This window comes from Kribbella sp. NPDC051137 (assembly GCF_040682535.1).
Taxonomy (GTDB): Bacteria; Actinomycetota; Actinomycetes; order Propionibacteriales; family Kribbellaceae; genus Kribbella; species Kribbella karoonensis.
This window is the reverse complement of sequence record NZ_JBFBBI010000003.1, coordinates 733,373-753,650: the sequence shown is the minus strand read 5'-3', so window position 1 is coordinate 753,650 and position 20,278 is coordinate 733,373. Positions and strand designations below refer to the sequence as shown.

The window sequence follows — 20,278 nt, the reverse complement described above, 5'->3', positions numbered from 1 at the left end:
GTGTTACTTTTGTCACCGGGACGGTACGTACGGCCCGGGAGGGTGTCAAGGCCTCGTTGAAAGGATTCAGTCGATACCGGTGTGAAAACGACTCCGGGCCGGCCGCCGGGGTTTTGGGCCCGTGCCTCGGTCGCCTGAGAAGATGACCCCGTGCCCGCGACCGCCTTCCCGCATCCGGCCGGTACGACGCGCGTCGTGCCGCGGTCCGGCGAGTCCGTGACGCCCACTCGTGGACCGGTGCCCGCGTGAGACGAGTCCTCCTGGTCGGCCTGCTGTTGCTGGCCTTGGCCCTCGGCGTCGGCGGCGGCTACTACGCCGGCGACCGCTGGAACACCCCCGGCCCCACCGCCTCCGGCACCGCCGGTCCGCTCGGCACGGTGTCCCCCTCCCCCACCCCGACACCGACTCCGACCGAGCCCTCCCTCCCGGTGAAGACCCCGGTCCCCAACAACGCCGACCCGCTGCAGCCCGGCCTCGACTACGCCAACCGCACGTTCACCGTACATCCGAAGGAGCAGCAGCCCGTCCAGCTGTCCATCGACATACCGCAGGGTTGGGGGCTGACCCGGGACCCGAAGCGGACGGACGAGGTCAAGTTCGTGGACAAGGACAGGCAACACGGGGTGCGCGTCCAGGCGCTCGAGCCGGCCACCCAGACGCCGAAGGACGCGATCGCCCAGCTGATCATCGACCTGCGGAAGAGCCAAGCCCCGGAGAACGACGTCCGGATCGTCGAGCAGAGCAACGACGTGATCACCGGCGACGACGGCCGCTCCCGGGCGGTCGGCACGCTGATCTACACGTTCATCCCCGGCGACACCCTGCGCTACGTCATCGTCCGCTTCATCGCGATCAGCGGCGAGCTCGCCGACATCTCGATGAGCATCACCGGCATCCCCGAAGACGCCCCGGCCCTCAAGGAGATCCTCCAGAAGGCCTCCGCCTCGGTCAGCGAGAACGATTAGGAGCTGTCTTTCACGGAATTGTTACCTCCCCGGTGCAACCTGAGAGGGTGCTCAGGTGTCTTCTCTTAGGGAGATCTGGGGAGGTGGGGGCATGGCGAGGACTGTCACCAGGCGCACGATGCTGGGCGCCGGGTTGCTGGGCCTTGCCGCGGCGGGTGGGGCAGGCGGATACGGGGCCGGCCTGTTCCTCACCGCTGAGCCGAGCTTGGCGGGTACGGCGGCGCCGTTGCCGAGGAGTTCCGTGAGTACGTCGCCCACGCCGACCACGGCCCCGACGCCGCGCAAGGTGACGTACGACGACTCGCCGGCGCTGGAGGCGGGGGACCTCAGCTACCGGAGCCAGACGTTCTCCGTGAAGGGCGTGGTCAAGTCCCGGATCACTCTGCGGGTGCCGGACGGCTGGGGGCTGACGCAGCCGTACCCACCGAAGACCGGGCGGTTCACCGATCCGACCGGCAAGCGGTGGATCCGGATCGAGGGCGGCTTCACGATCAAGCGACCGCCGGCAGTGTCGATGCAGGTCCGGATCGCGGAACTGAACCGTCTCTCGGCCGACCAGATGCTCAACCTGCTGTCGCACGAAGTGGACACCGACTACGCGACGATCTCCTACACGTACGTGCCGCCGCCGGACCAGTCACCGGAGGGCGTTCTGCGGTACGTCATCGTCCGGTGGGTTGCCGACGACAGCGGCAACTGCGCAGTGGAGATGAGTTCGACCGGGCTCCCGCAGGACAAGGGCGCACTGCAGGACGTCCTGGACCACGCCACGAAGAGCGTCGAGCGCCGCGACAGCCCGCTCTCTGCGTCATAAGACCGCCGCCAGCGCCCGGCGGCCGGCGTCGGAGAGGTCGACAGCGCGTTGGTTGGGGCGGCGGTGCAGCCAGTTGCGGGTCAAGAGGGCTTGGGTGGTGGCGGCGCCCAGTTGGCCTGCTAGGTGGTGGCGTTGTTCGCTCCAGTCGACGCAGAACCTCAGCAGCGGGCGGCGGGTGGGCTGCGCCGTTACGTCTACTCCTAGCTCGGCGAAGACCTCCGTGGCGTTGGGGCCCAGGGCGTACGGGCCGTCGGGGAGTTGTTGGGCCAGGGGGTCGGTGGGGCGGCGTTCGGTGCCTTGGCCTCCGTCGGTGCGGATCAGGGCACCTCGGCGTACCAGGCCTTCGAGAAGTGCAACGCCGAGCCTTCCGGCCAGGTGGTCGTAGCAGGTGCGGGCTTCTCGGAGGGCTGCGGCTCGGGTGCTCTGGCGGAGAGACGTGATCGGTTGGGGCTTGGCCAGGCGGGCCAGGGCTTCTACGGCCGCGGCTACCTCGGGTCCGGCGAGGCCGTAGTACCTGTGGCGGCCGGAACGCTCCACTGTGACCAGACCGCCGTCCAGGAGCTTGTGGAGGTGCGCGCTGACCGTTTGCGGCGACACGCCCGCTTCTGACGCCAATAGCGAGGCAGGGAGTGCTCTGCCGTCAGCCAGCGCCATCAGGACCTTCGCGCGTGCGGGCTCGGCCATCAGGGCTGCCACACGTGCTACATCCGCGTCTCCGTCCATGCCTCCATGCTGACACCGGCACATTTCGACCGCGCCCGAAGCGTTGAGATGGGAACTTGGGAAGCATGCTCCTTGCACTGCTGTGCGTCGGTATCTTCCTGATTCAGCTGGACGTGACCGTCGTCAACGTGGCACTGCCGACGATCCGTGTCGACCTCGTCACCAGTCTGGCGGGGCAACAGTGGGTGGTAGCGGCGTACATGATCGCCCTGGCCGGCCTACTGCTCCCTTGCGGAGCGTTGGGCGACCGGGTCGGCCACAGACGCGTCGTACTCACAGGGCTCGCTGTGTTCGGCGGGGCCTCGCTCGCGTGCGGTCTGGCGCCAAGTATCGAGTTCCTGGTCGCTGCCCGAGCAGTACAGGGCGTAGGCGCGGCACTGCTGCTGCCGGGCACGCTTGCCGTCATAACAGACCTGTACGTCGACAGCGCCGCAAGAGCACGCGCTGTCGGTATCTGGTCAGGCGCCGGCGCCCTGGCGCTGCCCTCCGGCCCTCTGCTCGGCGGTGCTCTGGTAGCCGGGCTTGGCTGGCGGGCCGTGTTCCTGATCAACCTGCCGATCATCGCGGTCGGGCTCCCACTGGCGTGGCGGCTGATACCGCAGCGGCAGCCTCACCAGGAACGCCGTACGTCGAGGCTGCGGATCGGTAAGGACTTCGTCGGCGCCAATGTGGTCGCCGGGCTGATGAACTTCGTCGGCCTCGGCACGGTGCTGGTGCTGACGCTCTACCTGCAGGAGCACCTTTCCCAGAAGGCGTTCCGGGCCGGCCTGGAACTCATCCCACTCTTCCTCCCGCTAGCAGTACTCGGACCGATCTCCGGCCGTATCACCGCCCGCTTCGGCCCACGGCTCCCTATGACCATAGGACTGGCGTTAGGTGTCGCCGGGTCGCTCTGTCTGCTCCAGGTGAACGACCACAGCAGTTACGCGGCCGTCATACCCGTCCAATTGGGCCTAGGCATCGGTATGGGGTTCCTGACGGCTGCCGTGGTGCATGCAGCCATCGCCGCACTGCCAGCAGACCGCGCGGGCTTCGCCAGTGGAGTCAACAACACCAGCCGGCAGGCCGTGGGGGCCCTTGGCATCGGGGTGTACGGCGGTGTGGTCGGCCACGCGCCCAGCTTCGTCAGCGGGCTGCACGTGCTGGGCTGGCTGGGAGGCGGCCTGTGGGCGGTTGCCCTGGGCATCACCTGGCTGACCGTGCCGGGGCCTCAGTCGACGGGCCAGATGGTACGGAAGATCGTGGAGCGGATTCGGTAGAACTTCTGGCGTACGGACTGGATCAGCGCCGGCGAAGGCCGGAGCCGTTCGGTCGGGAAACGCATGGGGACGTCCTAGGGGGTGTACTGCACCGTGTCAGCGATCTCGGTGGCGCGGACCGAGTCGGCCCCGGGCACGACCACCTGAACGAGTAGCGAGCTGCCGTCCCCGTGATCGACGACTCGCTGGAGCAGCACGATATCCGCACCGAAGCAGTTGGTGGAAACCCGGTCCGTGACCGAGTGTCCACGGACCGTGTGCGGAGGCGATGGCGACCCGACGTTCTCGCACTGGCTGCTGTCCGGCAGCGCCAGCTTGGTGCTGGAGACGCCGACGAACACTCCCGGTGTCTGGCCCGACCAGTTCGCGTCCTCGCTGACCCGAAACGCCGGAGCGGTGCCGTTGCCGCCCGGCACGGTCCACGTCGACGTGGCCATGGAGTGCGCCCAGGCACGCGGGAGGTTCACCTGGAAGCCCTTCACGCCGACCGGGATCACCTTGCGGTTGGACAGGTACCACTGGCCGCCGTACCCGGCCCCGGCGCCCACCACGAGCGCGAGCAGTGCGGCGACCACCCAACGCCCGCGCCGGCGCTTCTTCTTCGCAGGTACGACGGGTGCCGCCTCAGTAGCAGGCTCAACCGGTTCCGCGACCTCCGACGGCTCCACCGTCTTCACGACCGTCGGCTGGTTCTCGTCGCTCAGGGCGGTCTTGTCCGCGTCGTCCTCGGGCTTGTCGGCGACCTGGACGGTCTCGCGCTCGGCGAGCGGGAAGTCGCGGGTGTTCTCGTCGAGCGCGCCGACGAGCTGCTTGGTGAACGACTGGACGTCCGGCCAGCGCTTCTCGCGGTCCGGGTCCAGGGCGCGGACGATCGCCGCGTCGACCTGCTCCGGCAGCTCGAACCCGAGTGAGCTCGGCGGCGGCGCCACCTGCACCCGGCTGGCCGCGCCCAGCCCGTCCACCTGGTGCGGCGACCGCCCGGTGAGAGCGGCGTACGCCACGGCGCCCAGCGAGTACTGGTCGGCGCGCTGGTCGAGCCGCTCCCCCAGCGCCTGCTCCGGGGCGACGTACGACGGTGTCCCGCCCGGCATGGTGATCCGCGACACCTCGTCGAGCGACTTGCCGAGGCCGAGGTCGGACAGCACCGCCCGCTCGCCGTCGTCGGTGCTGCGGAACAGTACGTTGGCCGGCTTCACGTCGCGGTGCAGCAGCCCGCGCCGGTGCAGCGCCTGCAGGCCGCGGCCGACCTGGACGACGACGTCGACCGCCTCGGGCAACGGCAGCGGCTGCTGTTTCAGGCGGTCCGCCAGCGTGCCGCGGTCGGCGTACGTGAGCACGAGGAACGGGCGGCCGTCCTCGAGTTCGCCGACGTCGTGCACCTGGACGACATGCTCGGACTCGACCCGGCGCAGGAACCGGCCCTCCTCGAGGAACCGGTGCCGGACCGAGTCGTCATGGCCCCAGTTGTCGGCCAGCACCTTGATCGCCACCTCGGCGTCGAGCTGCTCGTCGTGCGCGAGCCAGACCGTCGCGAAACCGCCTGAGCCCAGGCGTCGGCGCACGACGTACCGACCGAGTCTGGTTGGGACCCCCATACAAGGCATTATGGGTCATTGGAGTGTCCCTTACCGGGGCCCGTCGAGAGCAAAGGCGCAGATGAGCGAGAGCACCAGCCCGACCGACGACCTCGCCACCCTGGCGGAGGCAGCGCAGGCGGGCGACAAGAACGCGATGGACGACCTGCTCCGGCAGGTGCATCCGCGCGTCCTGCGGATCTGCCGGAGCGTCCTGCCGTACTCCGCCGACGCGGAGGACGCGGCGCAGGAGGCCCTGCTGAACATCGCGACCAAGATCAACACGTACTCCGGTCGCAGCAGCTTCTCCACGTGGGTGCACTCCGTCGCGGCCAACTCCGCCCGCTCGACGTACCGCAAGCTGAAACGCTCCGCGCAGGCCGCCCATAACCCGGAGCAGATGGAAAAGCCGGACCCGCGCACCACGAGCGTGATCGCCGGCACCCGCCTGGACCTCCTGGAGGCGCTGGAGACCCTCGAGCGGGACCGTCCGCAGATGGTCACCCCGCTGGTACTGCGGGACGTCTACGGGCTGTCGTACGAGGAGATCGCCGCCGAGGTCGGGGCCCCGCTGGGCACGGTCAAGTCCCGGATCCACGACGCCCGCGAGGTCGTGCGCCCGCTGCTCCGCCCGAAGGACTGACCGACCAGGGCGGTGGGGTGGGTGCAGGTCTTTGATTTGCATCAACGTGCAATGGATCAGGTCTGATATCTGGACTGATCCAGGCATACCCTCCGAGCTATGTCCGCCCGGGGGTTGCTGCACAACGGCGATTATCTGAAGTTGCTGACCGGTCAGACGGTCAGCTCGCTGGGCTCCGCGATGAGCTCGTTCGTCTTCACACTGCTCGGCCTGGCCATCACCGGTTCGCCGGTGCAGGCCGGTCTGGTCGGTACGGCGTCCTCGCTCGGCACACTCCTGGTCGCGCTGCCGGGCGGTGCGCTGGCAGACCGCTGGAGCCGACGGCGGATCCTGGTCGGCTACACCTTCCTCGGTGCCGTCCTGTTCGGCTCGGTCGCGGTCGCCGCGTGGCTCGGGCACCTGACCCTCCCGCACCTGTTGCTGGTCGGCCTGCTCAACGGCGCCGGGTACGCCCTGTTCATGCCGGCCGAGTCCGGCGCGCTGCGCCAGATCGTCGCTCCGGAGGACATCGGTACGGCGCTCGCCGCCGCGCACGGCCGGCAGAACCTGGCAGGTCTCGCCGGGGCTCCGCTCGGCGGCCTGCTGTTCTCGATCGGTCGCGCGATCCCGGTCGCTGCCGACGCGGTGTCGTACCTGGTGATGGCGATCATGCTGACGACGATCCGGCACCCGCTGCCTGCCGCGAAGCCCGAGGGCGGTACGCACGAGCCGATCCTGAAGGCGATCCGCTCCGGACTGGCCTGGCTGCTGCGCCAACGCGACCTGCGGATCATCGCCGTCACCGCGACGCTGCTCAACTTCGCCGCCAACGGCACCATCCTGGTGCTGATCCTCAGCATGCAGCAGCGTGGCGTACGGCCGTCGGTGATCGGGTTGCTGGAGACGGCGATGGGGGTCGGCGGGCTGCTCGGCGCGTTCGCGGCACCCCGGCTGCTGGCGACGTACAGCACCGGGAAGATCACGATCGTCGCCGGCTGGGTGGTCACGGTGACCTTCGCGGCGACCGCTGCGACCACGCACCCGGCGCTCCTGATCGTATTGCCGGCGCTCGCGATGTTCCTGTTGCCGGCGCTGAACTCCGGCCTGTTCGGGTACCAGATGCTGATCACGCCGGACCACCTCCAGGGCCGGGCGCAGAGCGCGATGATGTTCATGTCCAACACCGCCGGCCCGTTGGCGCCGTTCCTCGGCGGCGTCTTCCTCTCGGTGCTGGGCGCGCGCAACGCGCTGCTGGTGTTCGGCGCCCTGCTCGGCGTGGGTGCCGTCATGCTCACGGCGAGCAAGCCGATCCGGACGATCCCATTGCTCTCCGAGGTCGAGGCCGCCTGACGGAAGGTCTCCCGTTCCGGGCGGTCGTGTGCTCAGATTGGGGGCATGAAGAAGCTCATCAACGACCCGGCCGATGTCGTGAGTGAAGCGCTGCGCGGGATGGCGGCGGCGCACCCGGACCGGCTGCGGGTCGACCTGGAGAACCGGATCGTCTACCGCAAGGACGCCCCGAGACCCGGGAAGGTCGGGCTGATCTCCGGCGGCGGGTCCGGGCACGAGCCGATGCACGGCGGATTCGTCGGGGCCGGGATGCTGGACGCGGCCTGCGCGGGTGAGGTGTTCACGTCCCCGGTGCCGGACCAGATGATGGCCGCGACGAAGGCCGTCGACGCCGGCGCCGGCGTACTGCACATCGTGAAGAACTACACCGGCGACGTGATGAACTTCGAGATGGCCGCCGAGCTGGCCGCGGCCGACGCCGGCACCGAGGTGCTGTCGGTGGTGACGAACGACGACGTCGCCGTCCAGGACAGCCTCTACACCGCGGGCCGGCGCGGCGTCGGCGTGACCGTACTGCTGGAGAAGATCGTCGGCGCCGCCGCCGAGGAGGGCCGTCCGCTGCAGGAGGTCGCGGACCTGGCGAAGCGGGTCAACGACAACGGCCGCAGCATGGGCATGGCGCTCACGTCGTGCACGGTCCCGGCCGCGGGCAAGCCGACGTTCGACCTCGCCGAGAACGAGATGGAGGTCGGCATCGGCATCCACGGCGAGCCCGGACGGCAACGCCTCCCGCTGGCCCCGGCCCGCGAGATCGCCGAACTGCTGGTCGACCCGGTGGTCTCCGATCTCCCTTACACCCAAGGGGACTCGGTGATCGCGTTCGTCAACGGCATGGGCGGTACGCCGCTGATCGAGCTGTACGTGATGTACAACGAGGTCGCCCAGCTCCTCGACCGGGCCGGTATCACGGTCGCCCGCTCCCTGGTCGGCAACTACATCACCTCGCTCGAGATGGCCGGCTGCTCCGTCACACTCCTGAAAGTGGACGACGAACTGGTACGTCTCTGGGACGCCCCGGTGAACACCCCCGGCCTACGCTGGGGCGCGTGAGCATGGGAGTCGATTCCTTCGTCAACTGGCTGCGTGATGCCGCGCAGAGTCTGCATGAGAACGCGGCGTACCTGACCGAGCTGGACTCGGCGATCGGGGATGCGGACCACGGGGCCAACATGGATCGCGGGTTCCAGGCGATCGTCGAGGTGCTGGACGGTACGTCGTTCGGGTCGGTCGACGAGTTGCTGAAGAAGGCCGGGATGACGCTGGTCAGCAAGGTCGGCGGGGCGAGCGGGCCGCTGTACGGGACGTTCTTCCTGCGGTTCGGGACCGCGCTGGCCGGGGTCGATCCGTTGCCCGAGACGGTCGGGAAGGCCCTGCATGCCGGCGTCGAGGGTGTCCTCGCCCGGGGCAAGGCGGAGCTCGGCGACAAGACGATGTACGACGCGTGGGCGCCGGCGTTGACGGCGTACGACGACGCCGTGGCCGGCGGGGCGGATCTCGGTACGGCGTTGGGCGCCGCGGCGGAGGCGGCCGCGCAGGGACGGGACGCGACCGTGCCGATGGTGGCCCGCAAGGGTCGGGCCAGCTACCTCGGTGAGCGCAGCGCCGGGCATCAGGATCCGGGAGCGACCAGTACGACGCTGATCTTGGAGTCCGCGGCGCGCACGCTCTCATGATCGGGATCGTGGTGGTGTCGCACAGCCGGGCGCTGGCCGACGCTGCGGTCGGCCTCGCTGCCGAAATGGTTGCCGAGGACAAGCGTCCGGTGATCGCGGTGGCTGCGGGGCTGGACGCGACGACGTTCGGGACCGACGCGATGGCGGTCGCGGAGGCGCTCGGGACCGCGGACAGCCCGGACGGCGTACTGGTGCTGCTGGACCTCGGGTCGGCGGTGCTGAGTGCCGAGATGGCGCTGGAGTTCGTCGATCCCTCCGTCGCCGAGCATGTCCGGCTGACGAGCGCCCCGCTGGTCGAGGGCCTGGTGGCGGCCGTGGTGACGGCGTCCACAGGCGCTTCGCTGGATGCCGTTGCGGCGGAGGCCGCACGGGGCCTGGTCGGTAAGCAGGACCATCTCGGGGATGCGGCGCCTGTTGCTGCGGAAGCGGTTGCTGCTTCTGATCACAGCGTTGAGGTCGTGGTCGGGAACGAGCACGGCTTGCACGCCCGGCCGGCTGCCCGGTTGGTTGGTCTGGTCAACGGATTTGACGCTGTAGTCTCGCTGACCGATCTCGACACCGGGAAGGGTCCGGTCGATGCCGGCAGTTTGAGCATGGTTGCGACGCTGAATGCGCAACAGGGACATCGGTTGCGGGTGGGGGCCAGCGGGCCACAGGCTGCCGAGGTGCTGGCGGCGGTCGAAGAGCTTGCTGCGGACAATTTCGGTGATGTGGTCGCGCCTCCCTTGACAGGAGGATCCGGACTGGATGTGGCGATCGGGCCTGCCGTGCTTGTCGACGCTTCGGTTGATCTCGGCGGCTATGTTGCCGGGGACAACGAAGGTGCACGGTTGGACGACGCGGTTCGGGTCGCGGGCGACGAGCTGCGGGCGTTGGTCGACGGTGGCGGGATCTTCGAGGCACACCTCGCACTGCTGAACGATCGCGCGCTGTTGGCGGAAGTCCGCGCGGCGATCGCGGGCGGTACGTCGGCGCCGGTCGCGTGGAAGCAGACCTACGACGGGTTGGCCGCTACCTTCGAGTCGCTGGACGATCCGTACCAGCAAGAACGAGCGCAGGACGTCCGCGCGGTGCGGGACCGCGTGCTGCGACTGCTGGCCGGCGTCACCGACGACACATCCGCGCACGGAATTCTCGTCGTACCTGAGCTGGACGCGGCCACGGCAGCGACGGTTGACGCGACCGAGGTCGCGGGCATCGCGGTGCGGGCGGCGGGGACGACCGGGCATGGGGTGATCGTGGCTCGGTCCCGCGGGATTCCGCTGGTGACCGGGATCGGGGACGTCGCGGTGCGGGCCGGGACCGTGGTGGCGTTCGACGCCCGGACCGGGGTGTTCGACACGGCGCCCGACGAGGCCGCGGTGCGGGCGACGATTGCCGAGCGGCTGGGTGAGCGCGAGCGGGCGATCGCGGACGCGGCATTGCCGGCGACGACCCGCGACGGGCGGACCGTCGACGTACTCGTGAATGTCGGCGTCGTGCAGGACGCCGTGGAGGTGCGGGGCGCGGACGGGTCGGGCCTGGTGCGGACCGAGGTGCTGTTCGGGGACCGGCGTACGGCGCCGAGCGCCGACGAGCAGGCCGAGGTGTTCCTCGACATCGCCCGGGCGCTCGGGAACAAGCCGATCACGATCCGCACCTGGGACATCGGCGGCGACAAGCCGCTCCCGTTCCTCCCGCAGGAGCGCGAGCCGAACCCGTTCCTGGGCGAACGCGGCCTGCGCGTGTTCCGCCGTCGGCCGGAGCTGCTCCGCGATCAGCTCGCGGCCATCCGGCGTACGGCGGCCGAGACGCCGGTGCACGTGATGTTCCCGATGGTGACGACCGCCGACGAGGTCGACTGGGCGCTGCACGAGCTCGGCCCGCGGGACAACCTCGAGGTCGGCATCATGGTCGAGGTTCCGGCGGCCGCCCTCCGCGTCGCCACCCTCGCGAAGGACCTCGACTTCGTCAGCATCGGCACCAACGACCTCACGCAGTACACGACGGCCGCTGATCGCACCAACGCCGCCGTAGCGCCACTCGCGGACGGCCTGGACCCCGCGGTGCTCCAGCTGATCGACCACGTGGTCCGTACGGCGGGTGTACGCGTGGCTGTCTGCGGTGACCTCGCCAGCGACCCGCAGGCCGCCGTACTGCTCGCAGCTCTCGGTGTGACCGAGCTGAGCGCTGTCGGTCCGCAGGTGCCCCTGGTGAAGGCCCGCCTACGGCAGGCCGACCTGAGTCAGGTCGATACCGCCGCAGCGTTGGCAGCCCGGGACGCGGCTCAGGTGCGAGGCTTGCTGTAGTAGCGCAGCTCGACCAGGTTGAAGCCCGAGGTGCGCTCCGGCTTCGCAGGAAGGGTGTAGGACTGCCCTGGCTCCAGGTAGGTCACGTCCGGGCTCGACAGGTCCAGGTCGACGACAACAGCCGGGTATGCGCCCGTGTGCCAGGTGTAGGACTCGCCCGCCTCGGGCGTCAGGTGCTGGACGCGTACGTCGTCCTCGTCGACCACGACCTTCGTGGGGATCTCACCGGCCTGCTCGAAGCCCGCCTCGGCAGGTACGCCGGACACCGCGAAGTACGGGTCGCCGGACGCCTCCTCGCCCAGGTCCAGCAGCTCGATGAGGCGGTTGAGGTACAACGCGCCCCCGTCGTTGGTGAGCATGTGCACCGGCGAGACAGGCCGGTAGACCGACCCGCCGACGGTCTCGCTCAGGTGCCGGGCCGGGCTGCCGTCCAGCCAGTCCATGTGACACGGCGACGTCGACAGGCAGAGGACGACGTACGGGTTGTGGTGCAGGTGCCAGCCCTGCGCCGTACCGGGCTGCAGCTCTACCTCCCAGACACGGACCCGTGAGTTCTTCAGCAGCACGCGGGTGCCGATCTCACCGAGCACGACCTCGGTGCCGTCCGGTGCGGTGACAGTAGTACCTGCGGTCATGCGTTCTCCTCGATCGGTCGTTCCATCGCGACGCCGGGGAGCATGGTCCCGTCCGGCATCGGTAGCTGGGCGTCCTCCACCTCGGTGAAGCCGAAAGCCTTGTAGAGCGGTACGCCGGGCAGTGTCGCCATCAGTGCGAGCCGGGTGAACCCCTCCGCGCGCGCAGCCTCGGTACAGGCGGTGAGAATCGCCCGCCCGAGCCCCCGGCGCGTCCAGTCCGCCCGGACGAACATCGCCCGGATCCGGGCCGGCTCGGTCGCGGGATCCAGCAGCCGGCTGTCGGCGCCCGCCGTACTGGCGTTGAACAGCTTGTTCCGCCGGCTCCACCCGCCACACGCGACGACCTCGCCGGCCGCCTCCAGCACGTAGTAGGTGCCGTCGTCGATCAGGGCAGTGTCCAGCGTGGTGATGTGCTCGGCCGCACTGGCCGTCTGCACGGCGTCGTAGTACGCCGGAAACTGCACCTCCACCGCTGCCCGGGCCAACGCAGCCACCGCCGGACCATCCCCCACCACAGCCAACCTCAGCACAGGCTCCACGCCCACAGGCTAGTTCAACTGCGAGAGCACCAGAACTACGGCAAAGAGGACGGCCAGGCTGAGGACGAACGGTAGGACCCAGGACCGGTCCGCGGCCGGATCGGCGAGTTCAGGTAGCGGGAGACCTTCGAACACGGCGTACAGCTCGGCACGGACGCGGGCGGCGAAGAGCAGATCGGTCCGCCGGGCGTGTTCGTCCTTATCGATCCGGCCGAGGGCGAACTGATGTGCCAAGGCGTTCGCGCAGACCGTCCTGTCGTCGTCGGACAGCAGCAGCTTCCGCTCGTCCCCCGACTCCGCAACCAGCTTCAGCTCGGAGGCGCTCGCGCCGAAGAGCTTCCCCATGACCTTGAACGGCAGTTCCTCGGGATCTGCCGTCAGCTGCCCGCTGCCGGCCGGCGTCAGCTCGTAGTCCTCCGGAAGACCGTCCTGCGGCCGCCGTACGACGTGCGTCCGGCGGACCAGCTCGTCCAAGGCGGCCTGCACGCGCTGGTCGGCGGCGCCGGTCCGACGGACCAGCTCCGCACGACTCAGCGGCGCGAACTGCAGGTGCTTCAGGAGCGCCTGCTCCAGGAACGGATCCTTCGCCACAACAGGTGATTCTCGCAGCACCCAGGCGGTCAGCCGAATGTCAAAAGCAGCAATCCTCCCGAGTAGGTCGGGCGTAGGGCGGCCTCCACTCGGACATGCTGCGCGCGTACTGGCGCGAACGTCGTGGTGTTGAGCTGGTCGGGCGCTACGCCGTACGGCGTGGTGTTCTCCACTGCGCGCCAGGTGTCGCCGGCCAGCCACAGGACTCGCCAGGACTCGGGTACGCGGCACTGACCGGAGCCGGTGTCGTCGTACCAGTACGCCGAGACGCTCGACAGCTCCCGCACCTCGCGCAGGTCGTACTCGATCCACTCCGTCGTCCCGCGGCGGTCCCACCACGTGAAGCGCGGGATCGAGGTGTCGGCGGACGATTCCGGCGTACGGCCCGAGTCGGGCGCCTCCAGCGAGTCGCCGTCGTTCACATGCGACGCGGTGATCCGGGTGCGGTAGATCCACTCCTCACCCTTCGCAGACACCTGTGGGAACGACGTGATCCGCAGCCGGGCCGCCCCCATCGGTATGAGGGTCACGGTCTCCACGGGCTGCTCTGAAAGCGCAGGGCTCTGCTGCAGCAGCCCTACGACGTCCTCGGTGTCCGTTTCCCACTGCGGGATCCGCTGGGCCTGCGTGGTGAGTGCCAGCGGTACGCCGTCCTGTGTGAACGGGTTGTCGCCACCTTCCCGGCGTACGACGTCAAACGAGGCGCCCGCGACGAGACCGTAGTTCCATGGGGACTCCGGGTACACCGACAGCTCCGGCCAGGCCTCCGAGCCGCCGATGCGCTCGTACCGCTCGTCGATCTGCAGCGAGTACGTCAGCGGGCCGCGGTCGACGGACACCGAGTCGTGGTTGTCGCTCCAGACGCGTGTGGTGGTGCGCATCGGCAGCTTCAGCTCAACGCGGTCACCCGGATGCCAGGTGCGCTCGACCTTCATCCAGTCGCCAGTCGTGCGCACCTGCTCCCCGTTGACCTTCACCGACGCGTCATGTGCCCAACCGGGACGCCTTAGATAGAAGGGGAACCGCACCGGTCGCTGTGTCTGCACGGTGAACGTGATGGTGTCCGAGAACGGGTACTCCGTGTCCTGTACGACAGACACGGTCTCACCCGTTCCAACCGTCGCCGTGACCTTGCTGGCGGCGTACATCGACGCAGCGAGACCGTTGTCCGTAGTGGCCAGCCACAGCTCCTGCACGTAGTACGGCCAGCCCATGCCGTAGTTGTGCGGGCAACACCTGTACTGGTGCACGCCGTACTTGTAGGAGCCCATCGGGAACGCGTTCTGGAACTGACCGTGCTTCGGATGGTCGTCGAGCTGCACGCTGTTCGCACACGTGATGTAGTGCATCACCTGTTGCCGCGGATCGTACGACGCCGGCAACGAGTTGAACGCGAGCTCCTCGCACCTGTCCGTCCAGGCGACGTCCCCGGTGAACCGGGTGAGCATTTCGCAGCTGTGCATCAGCTCGACGATCCCGCACGTCTCGAACCCCTGCCGCGGATCACCGAACCCAGGACGCGAGTTCTCGTCGCCGGCGTACCCGCCGCCCGGGAACTGCCCGTAGAGGCCCATGACCGTCGCATAGTTCCGGTACGTCGCCTCCCGGTGCTCGGCGTCTCCGGACAACAGCCAGTACTGCAACGGCTCGCGGAATCCCTGCGCGAGGTTGACGTTGTGCCACGTGGGGATGCCGTGCACGTAGTCCGCCGACCCGTTGTGCATCTTCGTCACCAGATCGAGCAGCCACTGCTCACCGGTGCGGTTGTACAGCCAGTAGGCGCTGTCGATGTTGTCGCCCCAGCGGAACGCACCCCACGACCGGTTGAAGACTTCCGGCGGCTGCGTGTTCTGGAACCGCAAGTACTTCGTCATGAACGGAATGACCCGCTCGTCGCCGGAGTACTCGTACCAGGACCGGAACGCCGCCAGCAGCGGCATGCCCGGCCAGAAGTCGGGCCCGTTCTCCAGCGAGGTCCGCAACCGCTCCGGACCGAACCATCCGTCGGCCGCCTGGGTGGCGAGGATCCCGTCCATCCACCGCTGCGTCCTGGTCAGTACGCCGGTGTCGCCGGTGACGTAGCCGAGGTCGCCGAACCCGCGCAGCCAGTACGGCAGCTCCTCCCACGCACCCAGCGCAGGGTCGACCCAGCCGTTCGTGTCGTAGACCAGGAAGTCCGAGATCTCGTCGTACCGCCCGCAGAGGCCGTTGACCTGCAACTCGAGCTGTTGCGCGAGCCAGCCGCGGGGCTCGATCGCGCCCGGCGGGAGCTTCTGGAACGGGACAGGGCGCAGCGGTGCACGTTGCGGGACGTAGTGCCCGCCGCGGCTCGCCGGCGGACCGGAGGGAGGAGCGGCGGTAGCGGAACTCGTCACGAGCACCGCCGCGGCGAGAGAGACACCGAGGAAGTCACGTCGGGGCAGTCCTTCGGGAGTGGGATCGGACATGGGTGTGCCTTTCGGGTGACGGGGGCGGACATCACACCGACGGAAAGACCGCACACGTTTTCCGTCGTTGACAACGTAGGACTAGAACCTCCTTCGGTCAACACTGAAGCGCAGGTCAGCAAGGTTCTCCAGGTTGCCCTGCTAGGCTTCGGCAACAGACCGAGAGGAAACGTGTATGAGGCCGCCAGCAGTGCGAATGGCTGATGTCGCCGCGCTCGCCGGCGTGTCCGCGGGGACCGCGTCGAAGGCGCTCAACAACACCGGCCAGCTGAGTCAGGAGACCAGGGACCGGGTACGCCGTGCCGCTGAGCAGCTCGGGTTCACCCCGGACGCCCGGGGCCGCGCGCTGTCGTCCGGCCGCACGTACACCGTGGCGCTGGTGACCACCGACAGCACCGGCCGATTCAGCATTCCGATCATGCGCGGCGTCGAGGACGTGCTCAGCGCCGGCCAGTTGGCCACCGTCCTGTGCGACACCCGCGACGATCCGCTCCGCGAGCTGACATACCTACGTTCGATGGTCGCCCGCGGCGTCGACGGGTTCGTCGTCACGGGCCGCCGTACCGAACCGCGGCCGCCGATCGACGTGCCGCTCCCGGTCGTGTACGCGCTCGCCCCGTCGAGCAACCCGACCGACGCCTCGGTGATCGTCGACGACGCCGGCGGTGCGACGGCCGCGATCACGCATCTGCTGAGTCTCGGCCGGCAGCGGATCGCGCACATCACCGGTCCCGTCAACCACCGCTCCGCCACGGCCCGCGCCGAGGCGGTCGTCAGCGCCGCCGGCGACGCCCTCTGCGGCGAGCCGCTGTACGGCGAGTGGAGCGAACGATGGGGGCGCCAGGCAACCGAGGTGATCCTGCGACAGCGCCCGGACGCGATCAGCTGCGGCAGCGACCAGATCGCTCGCGGCGTCTGCGACCGGCTCCGTGAGCTCGGCCACGCGGTCCCCGACGACATCGCGGTCACCGGCTACGACAACTGGTCGGTGATGGCGATGGCCAGTCGGCCGCCGCTCACCACCGTCGACCCCCGCCTCGAGGACCTCGGCCGGCGCGCCGCGTCCCTGCTGCTCCAGGCGATCGCAGGCAAGCGGCACCGCGGCGTACTGGAACTCCCCGCCCGCCTGATCACGCGCGAGTCGACGCTAGGCGCCTGACTGCTTCCGCTGCTCGTCGCGCTTCGGGCGGGAGGCCCAGCGGTACGCGAAGAACACCCAGGCGAGTGCGGGCAACCCGAAGATCGCGGCCGCGACCTCCCGCCCGAACACGAGGAACAGCAGCCCTGCCAGCGCGAACGGCAACGCCATCCACACCGCGCCGATGAACGCCGCCCATCGCCACTTCCCCGGTGTCCGCGGCGCGGGCTTGTACAACGACGGGGTCGGGAGGCCCGCGAAGACCGGGATCAGGTCGCCGTGTGTCACCGCGTCGTTCAGCAGATCCACCCGCCGGTGCAGCTCGTCCTCGTCCAGCCGGCCGATCGCGAACTGCTCGGCCAGCTCGTCCGTACAGCTGTGCCGCTCCTCGTCGGTGAGGCGGATGTTGACCATCCGCCGTCGGGTCGCGACCTCGCGCGCCTCCTGCCCGGCCGCCGTCGCCAACCCGATCAGGTCGGCCGGTTTCACCGGTCGCCGTTCTGCCATCCGCCTCACCTCACCCTCGTCCATCGAGTGTGCCAGACGCCGTGAAAGGCGTCTTCAGACGCTTGATCGGGCGGGCGAGTTGGTCTGCCCGACGGAGACGCTGCTCACATTTTCGGCACTCAACCCCGGCCGTCCGCCAAGCCATCTCTGATCCTGACGGGCCGCACGGAGCCCCTGACCACGAAGGAACGACCATGAACAAGAAGCTCACCGCACGCGTACTCGCCGGCGCCGCGATCCTCAGCGCGGCGGGGCTGCTTCTGGGCATCGCACCGAGTGACGCCGCCGTCCCGTCCCGGACCGTCGCGGTCGCCGCCCAGGCCAAGCCCGCGCTCAAGGCGGCCGCCCTGCGGTTCACCTACAAGTGCTGGGGAGTGCCCGGCAACTGCAACGTCGCGGTTTACGCGCCGAAGGGGTGGAAGTTCACCCAGCTGAGCCGGCAGCAGGCGAAGTTCACCGACAGCTCGAACACCTGGATGCTCCGCGTCAACGGCGGGCTCGGCGGCAAGGTCAGCACGAGCCGCGCCGCCGACCAGCGGATCCACGCGCTGAAGGGCGTGACCGGCTTCAAGCTGGTGTCCCGCACCGCCGGCACCGCGCCGTCGAAGGTCGGCTGGTCCATGCCACGGGTCGCCTACACCGAGATCAGCTACACCTACCGCGACGGCGCCCGCGGTCAGCGCCTGGTCACCACCCGCTTCGTCGACACCTTCGAGAGCGGCAAGCGGGCCTACATCGAGCTCACCGTTGCCGGTCGTCACCAGGACAAGGCCGGACTCGCCCAGGTCCTGACCGTGGCGACCGAGCGCGTGGCGCTGGTCGGCTGACAAAGAACCGCTGCCAGCAGAAGGGGTGACCCGGGCAGTGGCCGGGTCACCCCTTGAAGTCGGTCAGTTCAGCACCGCGGGAAGGGTCGCGGTCCAGGCCGTCCGCAGCTCGGTCAGCGGCACCTCGAACTGGTCCTGCACGTCGAGAGTGTCGCCGGTGATGACGCCGATCTTCGCGTGCGGGAAGCGGCGTGCGGTGCACATGTCGGTGAACCGCACCTCCTCGGTCCGCGGTACGGCGACGACCGCCCGGCCGGCCGATTCCGCGAACAGGAACAGGAACGGGTCCAGCCCGTCCGGCGCCCACACCCGCGCACCGACGCCGCCGCGCAGCGCCGACTCGACCAGCGTCTGCGCGACACCGCCGTCGCTGACGTCGTGCGCGGCGTCGATCAGGCCGTCCCGGGACGCGTTGATCAGGATGTCGGCGAGCTGCTTCTCCGCCTCCAGGTCCACCGCCGGCGGCCGGCCGCCGAGGTGCCCGTGGACGACGTGCGCCCACTCGGACCCGGACAGCTCGTCCTCCGTCGTCCCCAGCAGGTACAGCTGGTGCCCCTCCATCTCGGCGGTGAACCCGATCGGCGTACGCCGGGTCACGTCGTCGATCACGCCCAGCACGCCGACGACCGGGGTCGGCAGGATCGGGGTCTCGCCGGTCTGGTTGTAGAACGACACGTTCCCGCCGGTGACCGGCATGCCGAGCTCCTTGCAGGCGTCGACCAGGCCGCGGATGGCCTCGACGAACTGCCACATCACCGCCGGGTCCTCGGGCGAGCCGAAGTTCAGGCAGTCGGTGACCGCGACCGGCCGGGCGCCGGTGGTGGCGACGTTCCGGTACGACTCGGCCAGCGCCAGCTTCGCGCCGGTGTACGGGTCGAGCTTGGCGAACCGGCCGTTGCAGTCGGTGGACACCGCGACGCCGAGGCCGCTGGTCTCGTCGACCCGGATCATGCCGCTGTCCTCGGGCTGCGCGAGCACCGAGTTGCCCAGGACGTACCGGTCGTATTGGTCCGTGACCCACGACTTGTCGCAGAGGTTGGGAGATGCCACCAAGCGCAGCAGGGTGTCCCGGAGCTCCGCGCCGCTGGTTGCCCGCGGCAACTTCTCGGCGCCGTCCGCCTGCAGCTCGTCCTGCCACTCCGGCCGGGCGAACGGGCGGTCGTAGACGGGTCCCTCGTGCGCGACGGTCCGCGGCGGTACGTCGACCACCCGCTCGCCGTGCCAGTCGATCTCGAGCCGGCCGGTGTCGGTGACCTCGCCGATCACGTCGGCCTGCACGTCCCACTTCGCACAGATCTTCAGGAACGCTTCGACGTTGTCCGGGGTGACGACCGCCATCATGCGTTCTTGCGACTCGCTCATCAGGATCTCTTCCGGAGCGAGCGACGCGTCCCGGAGCGGCACCTTGTCCAGCGAGACGTGCATGCCGCCGTCGCCCGCGCTGGCCAGCTCGGACGTCGCGCAGGACAGCCCCGCGCCGCCGAGGTCCTGGATGCCCTCGACCACGTTCGCCTGGAACAGCTCGAGCGTGCACTCGATCAGCAGCTTCTCCATGAACGGGTCGCCCACCTGGACGGCCGGCCGCTTGGTCGGGCCACCGTCGGCGAACGTCTCCGACGCCAGCACGGACACGCCGCCGATCCCGTCACCGCCGGTCTTCGCGCCGTACAGGATGATCTGGTTGCCCAGGCCGGTCGCGTTCGCGAGGTGCAGGTCCTCGTGCCGCATGACGCCGACGCAGAGCGCGTTCACCAGCGGGTTCCCGGCGTACGTCGGGTCGAAGACGACCTCGCCGCCGACGTTCGGCAGGCCCAGGCTGTTGCCGTAACCGCCGACGCCGGACACGATCCCCGGCAGCACGCGCTTGGTGTCCGGCGCGTCCAGCGGACCGAACCGCAGCGGGTCCATCACCGCGACCGGGCGGGCGCCCATCGCCAGGATGTCCCGGACGATGCCGCCGACCCCGGTCGCCGCACCCTGGTACGGCTCGACGTACGACGGATGGTTGTGCGACTCGACCTTGAACGTGACGGCGTACCCCTCGCCGATGTCGATGACGCCCGCGTTCTCACCGATGCCGGCCAGCATCTTCCCGGCCGGGGTCTCCTGCGGGATCTCGCCGAACTTGCGCAGGTGCACCTTCGACGACTTGTACGAGCAGTGCTCGCTCCACATCACCGAGTACATGGCCAGCTCACAACTGGTAGGGCGCCGGCCCAGGATGTCCCGGATCCGCTGATACTCGTCCGGCTTCAGTCCGAGCTCAGCCCACGGCTGCTCGACGTCCGGCGTGCTGTTGGCGTTGCTAACGGTGTCGGTCGACAAC

General features: G+C 69.3%; 18 protein-coding genes and 1 pseudogene. 11 read left to right on the top strand and 8 right to left on the bottom strand.

Annotated features, from left to right (window positions below; all coding sequences use genetic code 11):
• Window positions 1-245: 245 nt before the first annotated feature.
• A complete protein-coding gene (locus tag AB0M51_RS18685) occupies window positions 246-965 on the top strand; it encodes a hypothetical protein (protein WP_344194503.1) in 720 nt (239 codons plus the stop codon).
• A 91-nt stretch (window positions 966-1,056) separates the two neighbouring features.
• The gene (locus AB0M51_RS18680) at window positions 1,057-1,779 is read left to right on the top strand and encodes a hypothetical protein (protein WP_344194501.1); all 723 of its coding nucleotides are present in this window, start codon (window positions 1,057-1,059) and stop codon (window positions 1,777-1,779) included.
• Here the strand turns inward: AB0M51_RS18680 and AB0M51_RS18675 are convergent.
• Complete coding sequence (locus tag AB0M51_RS18675; protein ID WP_344194499.1) at window positions 1,774-2,502, bottom strand: helix-turn-helix transcriptional regulator; 729 nt, start codon at window positions 2,500-2,502, stop codon at window positions 1,774-1,776. The two genes, AB0M51_RS18680 and AB0M51_RS18675, sit on opposite strands and share 6 nt — an antisense overlap.
• 65 nt (window positions 2,503-2,567) lie before the next feature.
• On the opposite strand from AB0M51_RS18675, the gene AB0M51_RS18670 reads away from it, so the two are divergent.
• Entirely contained in the window at window positions 2,568-3,761 is a 1,194-nt protein-coding gene (locus AB0M51_RS18670) for an MFS transporter (protein ID WP_344194497.1), read from the top strand.
• A gap of 74 nt (window positions 3,762-3,835) precedes the next feature.
• Here the strand turns inward: AB0M51_RS18670 and AB0M51_RS18665 are convergent, their stop codons facing one another.
• Entirely contained in the window at window positions 3,836-5,356 is a 1,521-nt protein-coding gene (locus AB0M51_RS18665) for a serine/threonine-protein kinase (RefSeq protein WP_344194495.1), read from the bottom strand.
• 61 nt (window positions 5,357-5,417) lie between these two features.
• Here AB0M51_RS18665 and AB0M51_RS18660 point away from each other — a divergent pair, with 61 nt between their 5' ends.
• The 6 genes and pseudogenes from AB0M51_RS18660 to AB0M51_RS18635 all read left to right on the top strand — a co-directional run bounded on the left by AB0M51_RS18660 (window position 5,418) and on the right by AB0M51_RS18635 (window position 11,268).
• Window positions 5,418-5,978: a sigma-70 family RNA polymerase sigma factor gene (locus tag AB0M51_RS18660; protein ID WP_344194493.1), complete on the top strand. Its 561-nt coding sequence runs from the start codon at window positions 5,418-5,420 to the stop codon at window positions 5,976-5,978.
• A 99-nt stretch (window positions 5,979-6,077) separates the two neighbouring features.
• Window positions 6,078-7,307 carry an MFS transporter gene (locus AB0M51_RS18655; protein WP_344194491.1) on the top strand — a complete coding sequence of 410 codons (1,230 nt, stop codon included), beginning with the start codon at window positions 6,078-6,080 and terminating at the stop codon, window positions 7,305-7,307.
• Window positions 7,308-7,352: 45 nt separating this feature from the next.
• The gene (gene dhaK, locus AB0M51_RS18650; protein ID WP_344194489.1) at window positions 7,353-8,357 is read left to right on the top strand and encodes a dihydroxyacetone kinase subunit DhaK; all 1,005 of its coding nucleotides are present in this window, start codon (window positions 7,353-7,355) and stop codon (window positions 8,355-8,357) included.
• Window positions 8,358-8,359: 2 nt separating this feature from the next.
• Complete coding sequence (gene dhaL, locus AB0M51_RS18645; protein WP_344194591.1) at window positions 8,360-8,980, top strand: dihydroxyacetone kinase subunit DhaL; 621 nt, start codon at window positions 8,360-8,362, stop codon at window positions 8,978-8,980.
• A pseudogene (gene dhaM / locus AB0M51_RS18640) lies at window positions 8,977-9,357 on the top strand (dihydroxyacetone kinase phosphoryl donor subunit DhaM); the annotation flags it as partial. The gene dhaL and the pseudogene dhaM, both read left to right, overlap by 4 nt.
• An 81-nt stretch (window positions 9,358-9,438) precedes the next feature.
• A complete protein-coding gene (locus AB0M51_RS18635; protein ID WP_344194589.1) occupies window positions 9,439-11,268 on the top strand; it encodes an HPr family phosphocarrier protein in 1,830 nt (609 codons plus the stop codon).
• Here the strand turns inward: AB0M51_RS18635 and AB0M51_RS18630 are convergent.
• The 4 genes from AB0M51_RS18630 to AB0M51_RS18615 are packed head-to-tail and all read right to left on the bottom strand — an operon-like array spanning window position 11,247 to window position 15,480.
• Window positions 11,247-11,903, bottom strand: a complete 657-nt coding sequence (locus AB0M51_RS18630; protein WP_344194487.1) for a hypothetical protein — start codon at window positions 11,901-11,903, stop codon at window positions 11,247-11,249. The genes AB0M51_RS18635 and AB0M51_RS18630 overlap by 22 nt on opposite strands.
• Window positions 11,900-12,442, bottom strand: a complete 543-nt coding sequence (locus tag AB0M51_RS18625; protein ID WP_344194485.1) for a GNAT family N-acetyltransferase — start codon at window positions 12,440-12,442, stop codon at window positions 11,900-11,902. Before AB0M51_RS18625 ends, AB0M51_RS18630 begins: the two co-directional genes overlap by 4 nt.
• Before the next feature lie 9 nt (window positions 12,443-12,451).
• Complete coding sequence (locus tag AB0M51_RS18620; RefSeq protein ID WP_344194483.1) at window positions 12,452-13,033, bottom strand: DUF1707 domain-containing protein; 582 nt, start codon at window positions 13,031-13,033, stop codon at window positions 12,452-12,454.
• Window positions 13,034-13,062: 29 nt separating this feature from the next.
• Window positions 13,063-15,480, bottom strand: coding sequence for a beta-L-arabinofuranosidase domain-containing protein (locus tag AB0M51_RS18615; RefSeq protein ID WP_344194481.1), 2,418 nt, complete (start codon window positions 15,478-15,480; stop codon window positions 13,063-13,065).
• Window positions 15,481-15,676: 196 nt separating this feature from the next.
• On the opposite strand from AB0M51_RS18615, the gene AB0M51_RS18610 reads away from it, so the two are divergent.
• Window positions 15,677-16,639, top strand: a complete 963-nt coding sequence (locus AB0M51_RS18610) for a LacI family DNA-binding transcriptional regulator (RefSeq protein ID WP_344194479.1) — start codon at window positions 15,677-15,679, stop codon at window positions 16,637-16,639.
• On the opposite strand, the gene AB0M51_RS18605 is transcribed toward AB0M51_RS18610, so the two are convergent.
• Window positions 16,628-17,125 (bottom strand): DUF1707 domain-containing protein, encoded by a 498-nt coding sequence (locus tag AB0M51_RS18605; protein ID WP_344194477.1) that lies wholly within the window; start codon window positions 17,123-17,125, stop codon window positions 16,628-16,630. The genes AB0M51_RS18610 and AB0M51_RS18605 overlap by 12 nt on opposite strands.
• Window positions 17,126-17,319: 194 nt before the next feature.
• Between AB0M51_RS18605 and AB0M51_RS18600 the strand changes: the two genes are divergently transcribed.
• Complete coding sequence (locus AB0M51_RS18600) at window positions 17,320-17,952, top strand: hypothetical protein (RefSeq protein WP_344194475.1); 633 nt, start codon at window positions 17,320-17,322, stop codon at window positions 17,950-17,952.
• Window positions 17,953-18,015: 63 nt separating this feature from the next.
• Here the strand turns inward: AB0M51_RS18600 and purL are convergent, their stop codons facing one another.
• Window positions 18,016-20,277 carry a phosphoribosylformylglycinamidine synthase subunit PurL gene (gene purL / locus AB0M51_RS18595; protein WP_363749667.1) on the bottom strand — a complete coding sequence of 754 codons (2,262 nt, stop codon included), beginning with the start codon at window positions 20,275-20,277 and terminating at the stop codon, window positions 18,016-18,018.
• Window position 20,278 lies beyond the last annotated feature (1 nt).